General features: G+C 58.5%; 18 protein-coding genes and 1 tRNA gene. 5 read left to right on the forward strand and 14 right to left on the reverse strand.

Going from position 1 to position 14,960, the window contains the following annotated elements; all coding sequences use genetic code 11:
* Nucleotides 1–64: 64 nt before the first annotated feature.
* The 3 genes from HKD21_RS09330 to HKD21_RS09340 all read right to left on the reverse strand — a co-directional run bounded on the left by HKD21_RS09330 (nucleotide 65) and on the right by HKD21_RS09340 (nucleotide 3,224).
* Nucleotides 65–961, reverse strand: a complete 897-nt coding sequence (locus HKD21_RS09330) for a GNAT family N-acetyltransferase (RefSeq protein WP_194255438.1) — start codon at nucleotides 959–961, stop codon at nucleotides 65–67.
* 299 nt (nucleotides 962–1,260) lie between these two features.
* On the reverse strand, nucleotides 1,261–1,704 hold the full coding sequence (locus HKD21_RS09335; protein ID WP_194255439.1) for an HIT family protein: 444 nt from the start codon (nucleotides 1,702–1,704) through the stop codon (nucleotides 1,261–1,263).
* A gap of 35 nt (nucleotides 1,705–1,739) precedes the next feature.
* Nucleotides 1,740–3,224: a sugar porter family MFS transporter gene (locus HKD21_RS09340; protein ID WP_194255440.1), complete on the reverse strand. Its 1,485-nt coding sequence runs from the start codon at nucleotides 3,222–3,224 to the stop codon at nucleotides 1,740–1,742.
* A gap of 120 nt (nucleotides 3,225–3,344) precedes the next feature.
* Here HKD21_RS09340 and HKD21_RS14500 point away from each other — a divergent pair, with 120 nt between their 5' ends.
* Nucleotides 3,345–3,473, forward strand: coding sequence for a hypothetical protein (locus HKD21_RS14500; RefSeq protein ID WP_265588984.1), 129 nt, complete (start codon nucleotides 3,345–3,347; stop codon nucleotides 3,471–3,473).
* On the opposite strand, the gene HKD21_RS09345 is transcribed toward HKD21_RS14500, so the two are convergent.
* The 4 genes from HKD21_RS09345 to HKD21_RS09360 all read right to left on the reverse strand — a co-directional run bounded on the left by HKD21_RS09345 (nucleotide 3,460) and on the right by HKD21_RS09360 (nucleotide 6,287).
* Entirely contained in the window at nucleotides 3,460–4,266 is an 807-nt protein-coding gene (locus tag HKD21_RS09345; protein WP_194255441.1) for a metal ABC transporter permease, read from the reverse strand. The two genes, HKD21_RS14500 and HKD21_RS09345, sit on opposite strands and share 14 nt — an antisense overlap.
* Nucleotides 4,253–4,942, reverse strand: coding sequence for an ATP-binding cassette domain-containing protein (locus HKD21_RS09350; protein WP_194255442.1), 690 nt, complete (start codon nucleotides 4,940–4,942; stop codon nucleotides 4,253–4,255). The genes HKD21_RS09345 and HKD21_RS09350 overlap by 14 nt, the downstream gene beginning before the upstream one ends.
* A complete protein-coding gene (locus tag HKD21_RS09355) occupies nucleotides 4,929–5,804 on the reverse strand; it encodes a metal ABC transporter solute-binding protein, Zn/Mn family (RefSeq protein ID WP_228121268.1) in 876 nt (291 codons plus the stop codon). The genes HKD21_RS09350 and HKD21_RS09355 overlap by 14 nt, the downstream gene beginning before the upstream one ends.
* A 75-nt stretch (nucleotides 5,805–5,879) precedes the next feature.
* Nucleotides 5,880–6,287 (reverse strand): lytic transglycosylase domain-containing protein, encoded by a 408-nt coding sequence (locus HKD21_RS09360; protein WP_194255443.1) that lies wholly within the window; start codon nucleotides 6,285–6,287, stop codon nucleotides 5,880–5,882.
* A gap of 105 nt (nucleotides 6,288–6,392) precedes the next feature.
* Here HKD21_RS09360 and HKD21_RS09365 point away from each other — a divergent pair, with 105 nt between their 5' ends.
* The gene (locus HKD21_RS09365; protein ID WP_194255444.1) at nucleotides 6,393–6,869 is read left to right on the forward strand and encodes a YbaK/EbsC family protein; all 477 of its coding nucleotides are present in this window, start codon (nucleotides 6,393–6,395) and stop codon (nucleotides 6,867–6,869) included.
* Here HKD21_RS09365 and galE read toward each other — a convergent pair.
* The 5 genes from galE to HKD21_RS09390 form a co-directional block, all read right to left on the reverse strand.
* The gene (gene galE / locus HKD21_RS09370) at nucleotides 6,866–7,855 is read right to left on the reverse strand and encodes a UDP-glucose 4-epimerase GalE (RefSeq protein WP_194255445.1); all 990 of its coding nucleotides are present in this window, start codon (nucleotides 7,853–7,855) and stop codon (nucleotides 6,866–6,868) included. The genes HKD21_RS09365 and galE overlap by 4 nt on opposite strands.
* 83 nt (nucleotides 7,856–7,938) lie before the next feature.
* On the reverse strand, nucleotides 7,939–8,376 hold the full coding sequence (locus HKD21_RS09375; RefSeq protein WP_194255446.1) for a DUF2501 domain-containing protein: 438 nt from the start codon (nucleotides 8,374–8,376) through the stop codon (nucleotides 7,939–7,941).
* A 111-nt stretch (nucleotides 8,377–8,487) separates the two neighbouring features.
* The gene (locus tag HKD21_RS09380) at nucleotides 8,488–9,702 is read right to left on the reverse strand and encodes an AGE family epimerase/isomerase (RefSeq protein WP_322782923.1); all 1,215 of its coding nucleotides are present in this window, start codon (nucleotides 9,700–9,702) and stop codon (nucleotides 8,488–8,490) included.
* 57 nt (nucleotides 9,703–9,759) lie between these two features.
* Nucleotides 9,760–9,835, reverse strand: a tRNA-Ala gene (locus HKD21_RS09385).
* Nucleotides 9,836–9,939: 104 nt separating this feature from the next.
* Nucleotides 9,940–10,551, reverse strand: a complete 612-nt coding sequence (locus HKD21_RS09390; protein WP_194255447.1) for a Maf family protein — start codon at nucleotides 10,549–10,551, stop codon at nucleotides 9,940–9,942.
* Nucleotides 10,552–10,904: 353 nt separating this feature from the next.
* Between HKD21_RS09390 and hemE the strand changes: the two genes are divergently transcribed.
* The 3 genes from hemE to hemJ are packed head-to-tail and all read left to right on the forward strand — an operon-like array spanning nucleotide 10,905 to nucleotide 13,122.
* The gene (gene hemE / locus HKD21_RS09395; protein ID WP_194255448.1) at nucleotides 10,905–11,978 is read left to right on the forward strand and encodes a uroporphyrinogen decarboxylase; all 1,074 of its coding nucleotides are present in this window, start codon (nucleotides 10,905–10,907) and stop codon (nucleotides 11,976–11,978) included.
* A complete protein-coding gene (locus HKD21_RS09400; protein WP_194255449.1) occupies nucleotides 11,975–12,679 on the forward strand; it encodes an HAD family hydrolase in 705 nt (234 codons plus the stop codon). Before hemE ends, HKD21_RS09400 begins: the two co-directional genes overlap by 4 nt.
* A complete protein-coding gene (gene hemJ / locus HKD21_RS09405; RefSeq protein ID WP_194255450.1) occupies nucleotides 12,676–13,122 on the forward strand; it encodes a protoporphyrinogen oxidase HemJ in 447 nt (148 codons plus the stop codon). Before HKD21_RS09400 ends, hemJ begins: the two co-directional genes overlap by 4 nt.
* A gap of 100 nt (nucleotides 13,123–13,222) precedes the next feature.
* Here hemJ and HKD21_RS09410 read toward each other — a convergent pair whose 3' ends face one another.
* Together HKD21_RS09410 and HKD21_RS09415 are read right to left on the reverse strand one after the other, a co-directional pair.
* Nucleotides 13,223–14,194: an SDR family oxidoreductase gene (locus tag HKD21_RS09410; protein ID WP_194255451.1), complete on the reverse strand. Its 972-nt coding sequence runs from the start codon at nucleotides 14,192–14,194 to the stop codon at nucleotides 13,223–13,225.
* A 23-nt stretch (nucleotides 14,195–14,217) separates the two neighbouring features.
* A complete protein-coding gene (locus HKD21_RS09415; RefSeq protein WP_228121270.1) occupies nucleotides 14,218–14,859 on the reverse strand; it encodes a DedA family protein in 642 nt (213 codons plus the stop codon).
* Nucleotides 14,860–14,960: the final 101 nt, after the last annotated feature.

The raw sequence follows: 14,960 nt of genomic DNA on the forward strand, positions 1-14,960 counted from the left end.
TAATAAATACTACCAATCAAACACAATAATTATAATTCACATATAAAATATTTTATTTTTAATTCTACCCAGGAAATAATCTTCTTATTTCTTTCATTATTCCATAACAAGGGGTGTATTTGTAAATTACAGGCCTAGAGATGGGACATAGGCCAAATCCAGCCAAAAATTTAGCGCTTGAAACACTTCCATAGCAATCAAAGTCCAAAATTTTCCCCATTGAAGAAGCCAGTTTCATACATTCCCACAGCAATAATGAATTTGCTCCTGCATAAGAAAAACTCGTATCTCTTGCTGACTGCCAGAAGTACATAATATTTTCTCCCCATATTACAATTGATGCCGCAACCGGGATATGTCCTTTATACGCAACAACCGTTACCAATTGATCTCTAAGCAGACATTGCCTGCAAATTTCTTCCAATAATTTATAATTATGTGTACTCTCTTCATTTCTTTGTTTTTTTGATAAAAAAATGAAGGAATCTATTGAACTCTCAATTCGAATTTCCAACAATTTATCAGTAGTTCGAATTAGATTTCGAGTTTTTTGATCGAGATTATTCCACGCATCTTCTAAATCAACATTAAAATCATACTGGAATGTAGATTGATTGGATATGTTAAATCCTTCCAGTTCAAATGCAAAAAGAGTTTCATCGTGAGGATCAAATGATAATCTAAAATTACTGTAGCTCGGTATATTTTGAACCAACCCTTCCACCAGACGTCGTATGTTCTGTCCTTTTTTAAAGGGCTTTGATTCTGGAATATCGAACTGTGGGGAGAAAGTCCTTGTATATGGAGGCATCGAAATACTTGTCATACCCAGATTTTTTATTTTATATATTGGAAGGTTTATATTCAATTTATTGCTATGAGTATAATTTATAAACTCTATTTTTCCTTCCGTTACACAATCAAGCCACCACTCCTCCATAAAAATACTGTCCTTTTTCATTGTCCTGTTCCCGAAATGCATTCTTCCTCGTCTCTAGATATTGGCACAAAATTCTAACCAAAGAATAGTATGATAATTTTCATATTTGCCGTTAAAAATAAGTTATTATAATACCTGTGCCATCTATTCAATATTTTTCAGATCGATAAAGATACATCTCCTAACCAGAAAATTGGATACATCGGCTATATTTTCATTTCTCTCCGATGAGAAATTTTCCAGAGTGAATTTTGAGAAGATGGCTGCAGACTGCCCTGTCCCTTCATCCGCCAGCCGATGTGATTTCTATTTTATTAATCTCAGACCTTTAACTTCAAATACTGACGGAGGATTTCCATAAACGGGCCGTCGTGCTCCACACTGGACGGTCGTGCCGCATCGTAATCATAAACCGTCCCAGCCGGACGCATGGCTTTTTCAGGATCTTCCGACGCATAGCGCGGCACGATATGGGTATGCAGGGATGGCGCCAGATTGCACCATGTCTCGTAATTGATTCGCACCGCATTGGTTACCGCCAGCAGCGCATCCCCGACCGCCGCCATATCGGCCAGATACTGTGCCCGTGCCTCGCCGTGCAGGTCATTGATCGTCGGCACAACCGGGTCGGCCAGGAGCTGACAATATCCCGGCAAAGGCTGCGTTTCTCCGATCACCAGCCAGCCCGATTTCATCCGCCCGATAACAGAAGGGTTGCTGCCACATCGTGCGGCAGCAACCCTCTGTGCAATAACATCCGTCATGGTTGGTTCCCCTTCTGCGTGAAGGGGAAAGCGTATCATGCAGCGGCTTCGACGTCCTCGTCCTCACGTTCCACGATCCGCGTATTTCCGCGCGTGGGACGGAAGCGCTTTTCAACCAGCGCCTCTTCAATGTCTTCCAGAGACGCACCCGCCGTTTCCGGCACAAAGAAGAACACGAAGATCACGGACGCCAGATTGACGAACGCATAAAACCACATCGTCCAGCTCAGCCCGATGGCTTCCGCCATGCTCAGCGCCGTACTGGTCACCAGCAGATCAGCCCCCCACAGCGTCGCAGCATGAAGCGACGTTGCCTGTCCGCGCATCGACAGCGGGAACATCTCCGCCCCCAGCAGCCAGCCACACACCTGAATCCCGCCGGAATTGAACATCATGAACAGCAGCAGGAACACCACGATCAGATAGGCCCCCGTGCTGCCCGGAGTCGGATGGCTCAGGAACATCACACCAAGCCCCACAAGCGACAACGCAGCTCCCGGTCCCATGATAAGCATCAGACGACGACGACCGATCCGGTCCACGAACATGCAGCCCAGAAACGTCATGATGCAGTAAATCACCGCCACACCCAGCGACGCCAGAAGGGCGGAAGACGTGCCGAAACCCGCATCATTCAGGAAGGTCGGGGTATAATAGATCATCATTTCCAGCCCGCCGCACTGCGTGAAGAACGCAACGCCGAGCGCCGCCACGAGCGCAGGACGCACCCAAGGCTGGAACAGACCGCGCCAGCCGCGGTTCTTCGGCTCGATCCCTTCCGCATTTTCGCGGATGGTCTGAACTTCCCGACGAATGGCCCGCTTGGTCGTACGGATGCGCCCAAGCTGGATGATGGCACTCTTCATGCCTTCATTCTCAGCCGCCCAGCGCGGGCTCTTTGGCATGAAGAACATGGAAACAAACACGATCGCTGCCGGAATGGCTGCAATCCCCACCATTGGACGCCAGCCCCAGGCCACACGCTGGGTAAAGCCGATGATGTTGGCAATCAGAATGCCCAGACCAATCGCCACATTGAACAGCGTCACCAGCGTGCCACGACGTTCCTGCGGCGCCAGTTCGGAAATATACATCGGCACGACCTGCGTCGAACCACCAACCGCCAGCCCCAGCACGAAACGCGCCGCAATCAGGCTCCAGACATCCGGCGCCAGCGAACACGCCGTCGCCCCCGCGACAAACAGACCACTCACCATACAGGTGGTGTTCCGTCGACCGAATTTCTCCGACAGGCTACCCGCGCCGAAGGCTCCGAATATCGCCCCAAGAAGGATCGCGGACGCAACCCATTCCTTCATGGTGGCATTCAGATGGAAATCATCCCCGATCAGAGGCAACGTGCCCGAGATGATGCCGGTGTCATAGCCATACAGACCGCCGCAAATCGCAGCAACCACAGCGGCCAGAATCAGCATCAGCTTGGCATTGGGAGAAACTTCGATGGACGCGGGATCAATATGCTCCCGTCCGGTTCGGACTGTTTTCGTATCGTTTTCCATAGGGGGATAACATACCACGAAACGATTGGTTTTTCAGGTTCGGCAGAAAACAGCCACAAAATACATCAGAGACACGTTCAGGATTGACTATTCCCCCCCAATATCGTCAGGATACTCGCCATGCAGACACCTGATACAACCAACGATGTTCCCGTTATCGGTACGAAAGCGCTGATCATCATGCATGTGGTGCTGGCTGCATTCATCGCTCTGGTGCATTTCAAGCTGACGAGCGCTACGGACTTCTGAACCGCCGCCACAGATCGGCCAGCGCATAAGACAGGGCAGCACCAAGCCCGATCCAGAACGGGACCGGCGCATCCGTCACCCAGGACAGCATCAGCCCACCCCACGATAATCCCAGCGCCAGCCCGACCGAAACGGCAATCCCTGCCAGCGGTCCAAGCCCGAGCTTCAGCGCTGTCGCGGCAGGCCCGATCATCAGGCTGAACGCCAGAAGCGCCCCGGCTACTTCCGCACAGGCCGCACAGGCCAGCGCAGCCACCGCCATGAACACCACAGAGACTAACCGCGCCGGAACACCCCGCGCTCGCGCCACTTCCGGCGCCAGACTGGCAAACAGCAGCTTGCGCCCCAGAAACGCCAGCAGTCCAAGACACAGCACGGCGACCCCACACAGCGCCTCCAGCGTCGGCACATCAATGCCCAGAACATCCCCAAACAGTAGCGTAGTCGCAAGGCTGGAGCCCCGGTTGCTCATATGCAGGAACCACGCCCCAAGCCCCAGACTGGCCGCCAGCACAAGCCCGATCGTGCTGTCCCGCTGGGCGGGAACACCGCGCTCCCCTTCGCGCTCAGCCCCGATAACGAACCCCGCCATCAGACTGAACACCACCATTCCCGAAAGCGGAGGAAAGCCAAGCCAAACCGCCCCGGCCGCACCGCTGAATCCGATATGCGACAGCGCATGGGCCGCAAACGCCTGACGCCGCAGCATCAGGAACCAGCCCACCGTCCCCGCCAGAACAGAAACAACCGCCGCGCCCACAAAGGCATGGCGCATGAAATCAAACTCGAACATGCAGCCCCCCGTCCGCAAGCTGCACACCCCGCGTCACGGCCCCGGACAGAGCCTCGGTTTCATGAGACGTCAGAACAATCCCAATCCCCAGACGCTCCGTCAGATCCCGCAACAGACGCACCGTCCGCTCCTGCCCCGCCTGATCGAGCGCCGCCAGCGGTTCATCCAGCAACAGCAGATCCGGACTGCCCGCCAGAGCCTGCGCCAGCCCAACCCGCTGACGCTCCCCGCCGGACAGCAGTCCCAAAGGACGGTGCGCAAATGATGCAGCCCCCGTCAGCGCCAGAAGCCGGTCCGCTTCCTCCCGCCGAGCCCGCAGACGCAACGGGAGTCCCCAACGCACACCGTCCACCGCCGCGCGCACATGACTGACCGCCGGAAGTAGCAACGCCGCATCCGTCACACTCTGGGGCATATAACCAATATGCTGACGCGCCTGCGTCGGCGGCAAACCATGTGTGAGAATTTCGCCAGCCTGAAGCGGGATCAGACCCAGCATGGCCCGCAGCAGCGTGGACTTCCCCGCTCCGTTCCGCCCCGACAAAAGCGTGATGCCCGAAAGCGGCACCGTCAGGGACGCATCCCGCAACACGCAGGTCGATCCCGCCGTCAGCGTCACGTCCCGCAGAACCAGCCCGCGCTCCGGCTGACAGCAGACCCGCTTATTTTCCGCCATCACCCAGCGCCTGCTCCACCGTCTGAAGAATGCCATGAACCCAGCCCTGCCAGGACTGACCCGGTGGCAAAGTCTCCCCAATCGCCACGATCGGCAAGCCCACAGCCTGCGCCCGGTCCACCAGCCGGTCGATCTGCGGCGAATGAATCGCCGGATTGGTCATCAGCATCCGCACCTTACGACCGTCAATCAACATATCGACCTGCGCCACATCGCGCGGCGACGGCTCCGCATGGTTCATGATCGAGAGCGCAAAATTCTCATCCAGAACAGCCAGCCCTGCATCCCGGAGCAACGTCTCCCCGACCGGCTCCACCGCCGCCACGGGCACAGCCTCATGACGGGCCTTCATCGCCGCCAACCGATCCGTCACGCCATCCAGTTGCTTGCGGAACGCCGCCAGCCGCTCTGCCACGGCCGGTGCGGAAATTCCCGGCTGATGCGACAGCCTGTCCGCAAAGACCTGTGCGACTTTCCCCACCGCGGCCGGATCGAGAAAGAGATGCGGATTATCGCCAGGCCGCCACCCCGCCAGAGACGCCACCACGATCCGCTCCGGCACGGAAGCCGTAAAGGGAAGCGCCCAGTCGTCATAGGTCGCACCATTCACGACCGCGATGGTCGCCCCCGCCATGGCGCGCGCCATGGAGGGCGAGGGCGTCAGATCATGCGGATCGATTCCCGGTGTCGCCAGAAGGGCCTGCGTCTGCACATCCGTCCCCCCAATCTGCGCCGCCACATCGCACCAGGCTGCTTCAACGCACACCACACGCACGGGAGCGGGCGACGGCTCGGCCTGAGCGACGGCTACAGATCCTGAAATCAGTGCAGCCAGCAACAAAGCTGGAAAAAAACGCATCATGGTCCTCAGGGCAGGGGTCAAGGCTCAGGTGTTATAAAGTAACATTTGCGGCCTGACCATCCTCACCGGATCGTCTTATCCCTGACGCAGATAAAGTGCCGCCGCCGCGGCCACAACCTTGCGCTGGTAATTCAGATTGAGCGGCAGCGTGCGGGAATGGTAATCCCCGATCGCCTTCATCAGATTGCCATGCTCCTCATTCAGCGCCCTGCGCAGGATCATCGCCGCCGCCGCGATATTAAAACACGGCTCCAGCGCCAGACGCGCCGCAACCTGCGACACCGGCTGATGCGTCATGGACGCGATCGGCAAAATCCAGCGCGAATTGATCTGCATGAGCCCGATATCAACCGAGCCGTCCGTATTGCTGCTGACATGCCCCATCGTCCCGCCCTCAACCCGCTGGATTGCAGGCAGGATGCGCGGCGGCAGATGGTAATGCAAAGCCGAAGCCAGCATGCAGGCCAGCAGACCGCCAGCCATGATTATGAACAAACCACAGGGTTAATCATGCCCCAACCCTAGCATCGGACGCGGCCGCCTGCCATCCTGAACCCCTCATGATGACCGCAAAGGACAGGAGGACACGTGCAGGACACATCCGCGACCCTGACATTGGACGCTCTCGGCATTTCCTATGAACGCCATGTCTATGAGTATGACCCCTCAGCAGGAAAACTTGGCGTGGCCGCCGCCGCAGCGCTGGGCCTGTCGCCGGATCACGTCCTCAAGACCCTGATGGTTCAGATCGACGGACGCCCCGCCTGCGTGGTGCTGCCTGCGGATCGCGAACTGGATTTCGCCCGCGTGGCACAGGCCTTTGGAGGCCGGAAAGCCAAGATGCTCTCCCGCCCCGATGCCGAACAGCGCACCGGCTACCGCATCGGCGGCGTGAGCCCTTTCGGACAACGCAGCGCCGTCCCCACGGCCTTTGAGCAATGCGGCATGGACGGCCCGCCCGTCGTCATCAATGGCGGAAGTCAAGGCCTTCTGATCGCGTTATCCCCGCAGGATGCCCTGACCGCCACTGATGGCCTCGTGGCCGATCTGGTCAAACCCCTTTAAGCGGCGCCATATCCGTCCGGATGGTCCACACGCCAGCGCAGGGCCGTCTCGACGATATCATCAAGCTGGCTAAACTTCGGGTCCCAGCCCGTTTCCTTGCGGATCTGCGAAGAATCCGCCACCAGAACCGCCGGATCTCCCCCACGGCGCGGCGCCCATTCCCAGGGCACTTTCCGGCCGCTGACGCGCTCGACACTCTGAACGACTTCCAGATTGGTAAAGCCCAGACCATTGCCCAGATTATACGTCACGGACCGCTCATCGAGCTGCCCCATCGCGCGGATATGTGCATCGGCCAGATCCGTCACATGGATATAGTCGCGCACACAGGTGCCATCGCGCGTCGGATAGTCATTCCCGAACAGCTTCAGCCCGGCACGACGACCCAGGGCCGCGTCGATCGTCAACGGAATGAGATGCGTCTCCGGCCGGTGATCCTCACCCAGACGTCCCTGTGCATCCGCACCCGCCGCATTGAAATAGCGCAGGCACGCGCTCTTCATACCGCAAATCCGGTCCGCCCAGACCAGCGCACGCTCGATCAGATACTTACTCTCGCCATAAGGCGATCCCGGATCAACCGGCGCATCCGCCGAAATCAGCGGCGGACGATCATCGCCACCAAACAAAGCCGCCGTAGAGGAAAACACGAAGCGCTTCACGCCATGCCGCGTGCAGGCCTCGATCAGGTTCAGAGCCGTAATGTAGTTCCGGCGCAGATAGAGGAAAGGCTGGCTCATGCTTTCGCCCACAAGCGACAGTGCAGCAAAATGCAGAACCGCATCCCACTGCCCCGAAGCCACCGCCCGGTCCGTCGCCTCGGCATCTGCCAGATCGACATGAATAAACTGTGCGCCCTGCGGCACGGCCGCCCGATGGCCTGTGCTCAGATTGTCGAGAACGACAACCTCATGTCCGGCATCCACCAGAGCCTGTGCCAGATGACTTCCGACAAACCCGGCCCCACCCGTAACGAGATACTTCACTGATCCAGCAGTCCTTTTTCCGGAAATACCCGGCCCGTCACAAATGATCCATGACGGGCCGGATCAAATAAGAGCAGAACAGATCAGAGAAGATTCTGGGCGCGGCTGAGGATCATGCTGCACAGCTTCTGCTTCATCTGCCCCTTGAGGCTCGACAGCGACAGCGGATTGCTGCCCCCCGTCAGAAGCTGCCCCTGCTGCCCGGCGGCATAATCGCTGGAGGACGTCACGTCCTGCTTGCCCGTCAGGCTGCTCAGAGCCGATGTGGCGCTGCTGCCGCTCAGATAGTTGTTCTGCACACAATAGCTCAGAACACCCGCGACATTCCCCGTGCTGGCGGAAGACACGTTCGGCAGTACACTGCTCATGAGGCCACTGCCTCCCGTCATGCCACTCATGCCTGACATGCCGCTCATGGCATTGCCCGCATTGCCAACACCCGGAATGGACTGGGCCTGGGCTGAAGACGCAATCAGAGCAGTGGCCACCAGACCTGCGAAGAGACCGTTTAAGTAACGCATCCTATTTCTCCTTCAGAAGACGCTCAGGGCAGCACCTGTCAGAAGTCATCGTCGCTGCCGACATGTTTACCGAAAGTGACGCTAACATAGGATTGCAACGGGTTCACCCGTCTAGCGTCCGCAGAACTCCCGCGCCGCACCATAAATATGATAGAGCGAACTGGCCGGCACGTCCGAGACTGTCGCGTTTCCGAAGGCGTCGAAACGATCGACCCACAAAGCACTGCTCTGATCGGAACTGAACGTTCCAAAGAATTGATCTGTCAGCCCCCGCAGGATATCGGGCCTCTCGTTACGACACACCAGCAGACGGCAAAGCTCGGTCTGTGGCCAGATACGCGTTGCATTTTCAACGGTCTGCCCCCCATCCGTCACGGCATCCCGCACGACGGTGCCTTCCCAGACACGCGCTACGCCATGCGCCATTCCGAACGCAAACAGCCCTTCCGCCGCCCGGCCAATCGCCTCGGCCTCGGACGCCCCCGGCTCGAGACGCAGATAATCGCGCAGCAGCCAGGACCATTCGAAAAGATGCCCCGGCTCCACACGATTACTCCCCGCGGGGGCCGTCGGACGCCAGTCTGTCATGAAATCTTCAAGGAGCGCCCCCGATCCGGGCTGGATGAGCTTCCCCAACGCCAGCCTCACCAGAGACCGCGCCTCGTCCAGATAAAAGCTGTCCCCCGAAACCTCGAACAGCACCAGAAACGCCTCAAGCAGATGCATATGAGGATTCTGATGTCGCACCGCCCCCGTCAGCGGCACCTCGTCCAGAAACCCACCATGCTCCGCCCGGAAAATCTGATGCAGTTCCAGCACGGTCTGCCGCGCCACCGCCAGAAAATCCGGATTGCCGCTCAGGCGATACGCCCAGCCATAAGCAAACAGAATGAAGGCATGCGCATACAGGTCCCGCTTCGTCCCGACCGGAGTTCCATCCGGTGCGACGGAAAAGATCCACCCCGCCTGTCCGTCCCGATGGCGATAAAGCCGCTCGACCTCTTCCAGACAGACCAGCGCCTGCCCGGACGCCTCATGCAGCCCGTCCAGCGCCGCCCGACAGAATGTCGAAATCTGCCGCGCCTGCACCATCAGCCGCGACGCCTCCAGAACCAGAGGCTCCCCGGAAAACGTCAGACGCTCATGATAGAGGCGCTTTGTGCGATCAAACCCCGCATCGCTCCAGAACGGCAGCACCGTCCGCGTCAGCCAGCCGCCCCAGAGCGACCGCTGGTCAGCATCCATGAGGGTCGGCAAAGAGGCGTAAGGCGTTCCGGTCTGCATCCGACTGCCGTATGAGAGCTGAACGTCCGCGTCAACAGACACAGATCAACCGTGGCAGAACCGGACCAGAAATTCCAGATTTTTAAGAGGGAAGGAAACTGGTGGAGCCAATCGGGATCGAACCGACGACCTCCTGAATGCCATTCAGGCGCTCTCCCAACTGAGCTATGGCCCCACATGTTTCATCTGCGGCCCCTTTGGGACGGAGCCGGATGAGGGCGGTATATCGTCATGATTTCGCCCTGACAAGCCTGAAAAACAGATTTTGACAGCAGTTTTTCAAGCGTCAAGCGCCTTCAGCCTGCGCAGTTCCTCCAATAAGGGAAGCAGCGGCAGCCCCAGCACAGCGTCCTGCGCCCCTTCAACCGCCGAAAAAAGCTGTATTCCGGGGCCCTCCAGCCGATACGCCCCCACACAGGACAGGATCGCCGCTCCTTCCCGCTCCAGATAGGCCTCAAGAAACGCCTCCGAAAACTCCCGCATCGTCAGACGCGGCGATGCCAGATGCTCCCAGATTTTCTCGCCCCCCTTATAAAGAACGACCGCCGTGCGCAGAACATGCGTCCGCCCCCGCAGCCGACGCAGATGCTCCCCCGCCTCCGCCACGGAACCCGGCTTGGCAAACGCTACCCCGTCCAGATCGAGAATCTGGTCCGCCGCAACCGTCAGGTCCTCAAACCCCGCCTCCCGTGTCGCAAGGTTTGCTTTCGCATCCGCCAGAGCAATCGCCGTTTCCGAAAGCGTCTGCCCCTGCGCCTCGCAGGATTGCCGCAGCGCCTCCTCATCGAGATCGACCGGTCTGGCCTGCACCGTAAGACCCGCATTTTCGAGAAGCATCCGCCGGGCTAATGAGCCGCTGGCAAGAATCAGGGAAGTACTGAAAGACATCATAATGTACGACTCCGTACTATCGACTGTAAGAACGAGGGCGAGTACTGCAAAAAACCCTGTGAAGGCATTGCGTCAGTACTGGGGTACATGGGGATAGTACCTGCCCTCCCGAAAAGAGTACCGAGTACCGTGGATTGTACGGTACACCAGCCATAACTGGGGGTTGTACACAGCCTCTCTGTGGGCAATTCGGGATAGAATCAACGACTCCCTTGCAGACTGCGGCTTCCAGAGTTGTACACAGTGTGAACAAGACGGGGTACATTTTCAGAAAGCCGGGTACCCCGGTATCCACAGGGATCATCTTAACCTCCAGCATTTCTTTCTTTTTTCTTTTATGATTAGTGGGCGGCATGATTTCGGAAAACGCACCTTCCTCACCCTCGTCGAAACCGCTTTCGAAGCCCCTTCTGCGGGCCCTCCGTGGTGAAGCCATCTGGCCGCCTCCGGTCTGGCTCATGCGTCAGGCAGGCCGCTATCTCCCCGAATTCCGCGCCATGCGCGACAAGGCCGACTTCCTGACCCGGTGCATGACCCCGGACATGGCCACCGAACTGACGATCCAGCCCATCCGCCGCTACGGCATGGACGGCGCGATCCTGTTTTCCGACATCCTGATCCTGCCCTGGGCCATGGGTCAGTCCCTGGACTTCATCGACGGCCGTGGCCCGGTCCTCAGCGCCATCCGTTCAGAAGCCGACCTCGCCCGGCTTGATCCCAAGCGCGTACAGGACGCCGTCGCACCCGTGCGCGAGACCTTGTCCCGCCTCGCAAAAGAGCTTCCCGACGTCACGACACTTCTGGGCTTCGCAGGCAGCCCGTTCACGGTCGCCTGCTACATGGTCGAGGGCGGTGGATCGCGGGATTTCGCCGAAACCCGCCGCATGATGCAGACCAACCCGGCCCTATTCGATCGCCTGATCGACACCCTGATCTCGAGTACAGCCGAGATGCTCTGCGGCCAGATCGAAGCGGGCGCGGAAGCGGTGATGCTGTTCGATTCCTGGGCCGGAATTCTGCCCCCTTCGGCATTCCGCCGCTATGTGATCGAACCGACGCGCCAGATCGTCGCGTACATCCGCGCCCGTCACCCCAACACCCCACTCATCGGCTTTCCGCGTCTCGGCGGCATCATGGTCCGTGAATACGCGCAGAAAACCGGCATCAACACGCTGGCGCTCGACACGGTCGCCGACCCCGCTCAGATTTCCGAACTGCTGTCCAAAGACGTTCCGGGCCTCACCCTTCAGGGCAACATGGACCCGATGATCCTGTTCTCCGGCGGTGAGGCAATGATCCGCGAAGCCCAGGCCATCCGCGACGCAATGCGCGGAAAGCCCCATGTTTTCAATCTCGGACACGGCGTCATGCAGCATACGCCCCCTGAAAACGTGGCGGCCCTCGTTGAGGCGGTACGGTCTGTATGACAACCGTCCTGGATCCAGCAGGCCAGCTGAAACTGGTCATTTTCGACTGTGACGGCGTTCTCGTGGACAGCGAAGGCCCGTCCTGCCGGGCCACGGCGGAATTCGCCCGATCCAAGGGCATGTCCATCTCCGACGAAGAGGCGCATGAGCGTTTCGCAGGCATGGCTCTGCCGCAGATCGTAACCAAACTCGAACACGAAATTGGTCATCCGCTCCCGCCAGAAACGGCAGTCATGTTGCGCGAAAATCTCGTACAGATGATGCAGAAAATCGCAGAACCTGTAGGCGGTGCGCCTGAAATGCTGGCAGGTGTGCGGTCTTTGGGACTGCCGGTTCGCGTCGGTTCGAATTCTTCCGTCCGTGAGATGGAAATCAAGTTCGAAAAAACCGGAATGTCGCAGTATTTCCCCGAAAAACGCGTCCATTCCGCCAATGACATGGGCTGCCCCAAACCCGATCCGGACGTCTATCTGTACGCGGCAAAAGCAGAGGGCATTCTGCCAGAAAGCTGTGTCGTCATCGAAGACAGCGATACTGGAGCAGAAGCCGCTTGGAAGGCCGGAATGGCCTGTGTGCTTCTTCGCCCTGAAGACATGCCTGCACCGCCTTTCTGGCCCGTCGAAGGCTCGGTCCGCATCGCCCATCTGGACGAGCTGGTACCGCTGCTGCACCGGACGCTTGAAAGTCAGAAACCCGCATGACCGATTTTCTCGCGACGTATCAGAGCTGGATCCTATCCCTGCACATCATGGCGTTCATCGCCTGGATGGCCGGGACGTTCTATCTCCCGCGCTTGTATGTCTATCACTGTCAGGTGGTACCGGGCTCGGCCGAAAGCGAGCGGTTCAAGGTCATGGAGCGCAAACTCCTGCGCCAGATCATGACCCCCGCCATGATCGTGACCTTCCTCGCAGGCGGCGCTCTGGCCTCCATCCCCGGTTTGATCGACTGGAACGCAGGCTGGTGGTGGACGAAGCTGATCTGCGTCCTCGGTCTCGCCGGATTTCACGGCGCCTGCGGAACATGGCGTCGTGGTTTCGCCGAAGACCGCAACCAGCATCCGGAAAAATTCTACCGGACCGCCAATGAAGTCCCCACAATCCTGATGATGGTCATCGTCATCATGATCATCGTCCGCCCCTGAGAGACGTCTTTGATAAAAGTTTTTGGGTGTCGCCTTTTTTAAAAAGGTGACGGTCTTTGAAGCTTTTTGAAAAAAGCTTCACCAAAAACTTTTATGACTTTCAGATCAGGCCGTATTTTACGCCGGTCATCTGTTCCGAGACGGTCCACAGACGCGCGGCCAGTTCGGGTACATGCGCCAGAGCTGGCAGCCCCGCGATCCCCGGCACGCCACGGCGTTCTCCCGGCCCTTGCGGACCATAATAGCTGCCGTCATGCGCCTGCGGACTGGCAAGAGCATAGAGCAGCGGCCACGCCCCCTCCTCGACCGTCTGCCCCATCGCATGAAACACCGGCCCGGCGACACTGCGTGCCAGACTGCGCATGAACCGTGCGGCTTTGTTGGCGGACTGGTCCAGACTGCCGTTATTCGCGACGATATCACTGGCCGCCCAGCCCGGATGCGCCGCACGCGAATGAATGGGCCAGGGCGCTTTTGCGGCCCGGCGGTTCAGTTCGAGCGCAAACAGCAGGTTGGACAGCTTGCTCTGACGATACCGCACCATCGGATTGTAGGAATGCCGCGCATTCAGATCGCCAAACGGGATTTCGCCCTTCAGCGCCGCCAGAGACGCCACTGTCATGACCGTCGCATTCCCCGCCGCCAGCAACGGCAGCAGCCGTCCGGTCAAAGCGAAATGCCCGAGATGGTTGGTCCCGAACTGCAACTCGAACCCATCTTTCGTCGTCAGACGCGTCGCAGGCCCCATGACCCCGGCATTGTTCGCCAAAAGATGGATCGGCTCGCCCCGGCTTCGCATCGCGGACGCAAACGCCTCGATCCCGGCCAGAGACGCCAGATCCAGCAGTTCGAACCGCGCTTTGACGAACGGCACGCGCTCATGAAGCCGTGCCAGCGCCGCCTGTCCCTTGTCATGACTGCGACCGCTCAGCACGATCGCAGCACCCTGCTTTGCCAGCCCGCAGGCGACCTCGAACCCTAGCCCCCCGGTCGATCCGGTGATGAGCGCCGTCTTTCCGTCCAGACGTTCAAGAGAGTCTGTGGACCACTCGGGAGCGGAGGGCTGTGTCATGACGTCTGTCCTTCCAGTCTGTGTCAGCTCGGTTTCTTGTCCACACGCGATTCCTCGCGCTTTTCGTCTTCCTCGGCCTGCCGGAGCGCCTCATCCGTCAGGCGCTTCTCGTTCTTCTTGAGAAAAACGAGCGCCCCGATCAGACAGCAGACCCCCACGACCGCCATGGCGATCCCGACCGGCCCGGTGATCTTCTCGATCTGCTTGCCCAGTTCATAGGTCACAAAGGCATAGCCACCGGCCCAGCAGATGCCACCAAGCGCATTGAAGAACAGGAACGAATGCCAGGGCATCCGGTTCGCTCCTGCCAGCAATGCGACGAACACGCGCAACACCGCGACAAAACGCCCCAGAAACACGACGATCCCGCCATGCCGACGGAACAGATACCGCCCGAGCATCAGCCGCTCTTCAGTCAGACCGACTTTCTGGCCGTGCTTTTTCAGAATGCCGTAACCGAAGTGATGGCCGATCAGATAGCCAATATTGTCGCCCATGATGGCGCCAAGCACGGCTGCCAGCGCGATCCAGCGGATTTCAAGATGATGGGTGCTGCCCGCATAGAGCGAAGCGGCGATGATGACGCTCTCCGCCGGAAGTGGAAGTCCCATGCTCTCGAACATGACGGTGATGCCGACGACGCCATAGCCATACTGTATCAGCATGTGATCGAGAAAATGACTGAGATGAAACAGCGGTTTGGTCCTGTTCAAGCTGTGGCGGAAGAGAGTGCCACGGGCTACGATACTACGGCATCGGAGACAGG

Source organism: Gluconobacter cerevisiae, assembly GCF_015244675.1.
Taxonomy (GTDB): Bacteria; Pseudomonadota; Alphaproteobacteria; order Acetobacterales; family Acetobacteraceae; genus Gluconobacter; species Gluconobacter cerevisiae.

Coding starts and splice junctions, on each gene's coding strand:
- HKD21_RS09390 (WP_194255447.1), bottom strand. CDS start 10,551: ATGATGTCTTTCAGTACTTCCCTGATTCTTGCCAGCGGCTCATTAGCC.
- HKD21_RS09360 (WP_194255443.1), bottom strand. CDS start 6,287: ATGGCTGGCGGTCTGCTGGCCTGCATGCTGGCTTCGGCTTTGCATTAC.
- HKD21_RS09375 (WP_194255446.1), bottom strand. CDS start 8,376: ATGCGTTACTTAAACGGTCTCTTCGCAGGTCTGGTGGCCACTGCTCTG.
- HKD21_RS09345 (WP_194255441.1), bottom strand. CDS start 4,266: ATGTTCGAGTTTGATTTCATGCGCCATGCCTTTGTGGGCGCGGCGGTT.
- HKD21_RS09335 (WP_194255439.1), bottom strand. CDS start 1,704: ATGACGGATGTTATTGCACAGAGGGTTGCTGCCGCACGATGTGGCAGC.
- HKD21_RS14500 (WP_265588984.1), top strand. CDS start 3,345: ATGCAGACACCTGATACAACCAACGATGTTCCCGTTATCGGTACGAAA.
- HKD21_RS09330 (WP_194255438.1), bottom strand. CDS start 961: ATGAAAAAGGACAGTATTTTTATGGAGGAGTGGTGGCTTGATTGTGTA.
- HKD21_RS09410 (WP_194255451.1), bottom strand. CDS start 14,194: ATGACACAGCCCTCCGCTCCCGAGTGGTCCACAGACTCTCTTGAACGT.
- hemJ (WP_194255450.1), top strand. CDS start 12,676: ATGACCGATTTTCTCGCGACGTATCAGAGCTGGATCCTATCCCTGCAC.
- hemE (WP_194255448.1), top strand. CDS start 10,905: ATGATTTCGGAAAACGCACCTTCCTCACCCTCGTCGAAACCGCTTTCG.
- HKD21_RS09340 (WP_194255440.1), bottom strand. CDS start 3,224: ATGGAAAACGATACGAAAACAGTCCGAACCGGACGGGAGCATATTGAT.
- HKD21_RS09355 (WP_228121268.1), bottom strand. CDS start 5,804: ATGATGCGTTTTTTTCCAGCTTTGTTGCTGGCTGCACTGATTTCAGGA.
- HKD21_RS09400 (WP_194255449.1), top strand. CDS start 11,975: ATGACAACCGTCCTGGATCCAGCAGGCCAGCTGAAACTGGTCATTTTC.
- HKD21_RS09415 (WP_228121270.1), bottom strand. CDS start 14,859: ATGCTGATACAGTATGGCTATGGCGTCGTCGGCATCACCGTCATGTTC.
- HKD21_RS09350 (WP_194255442.1), bottom strand. CDS start 4,942: ATGGCGGAAAATAAGCGGGTCTGCTGTCAGCCGGAGCGCGGGCTGGTT.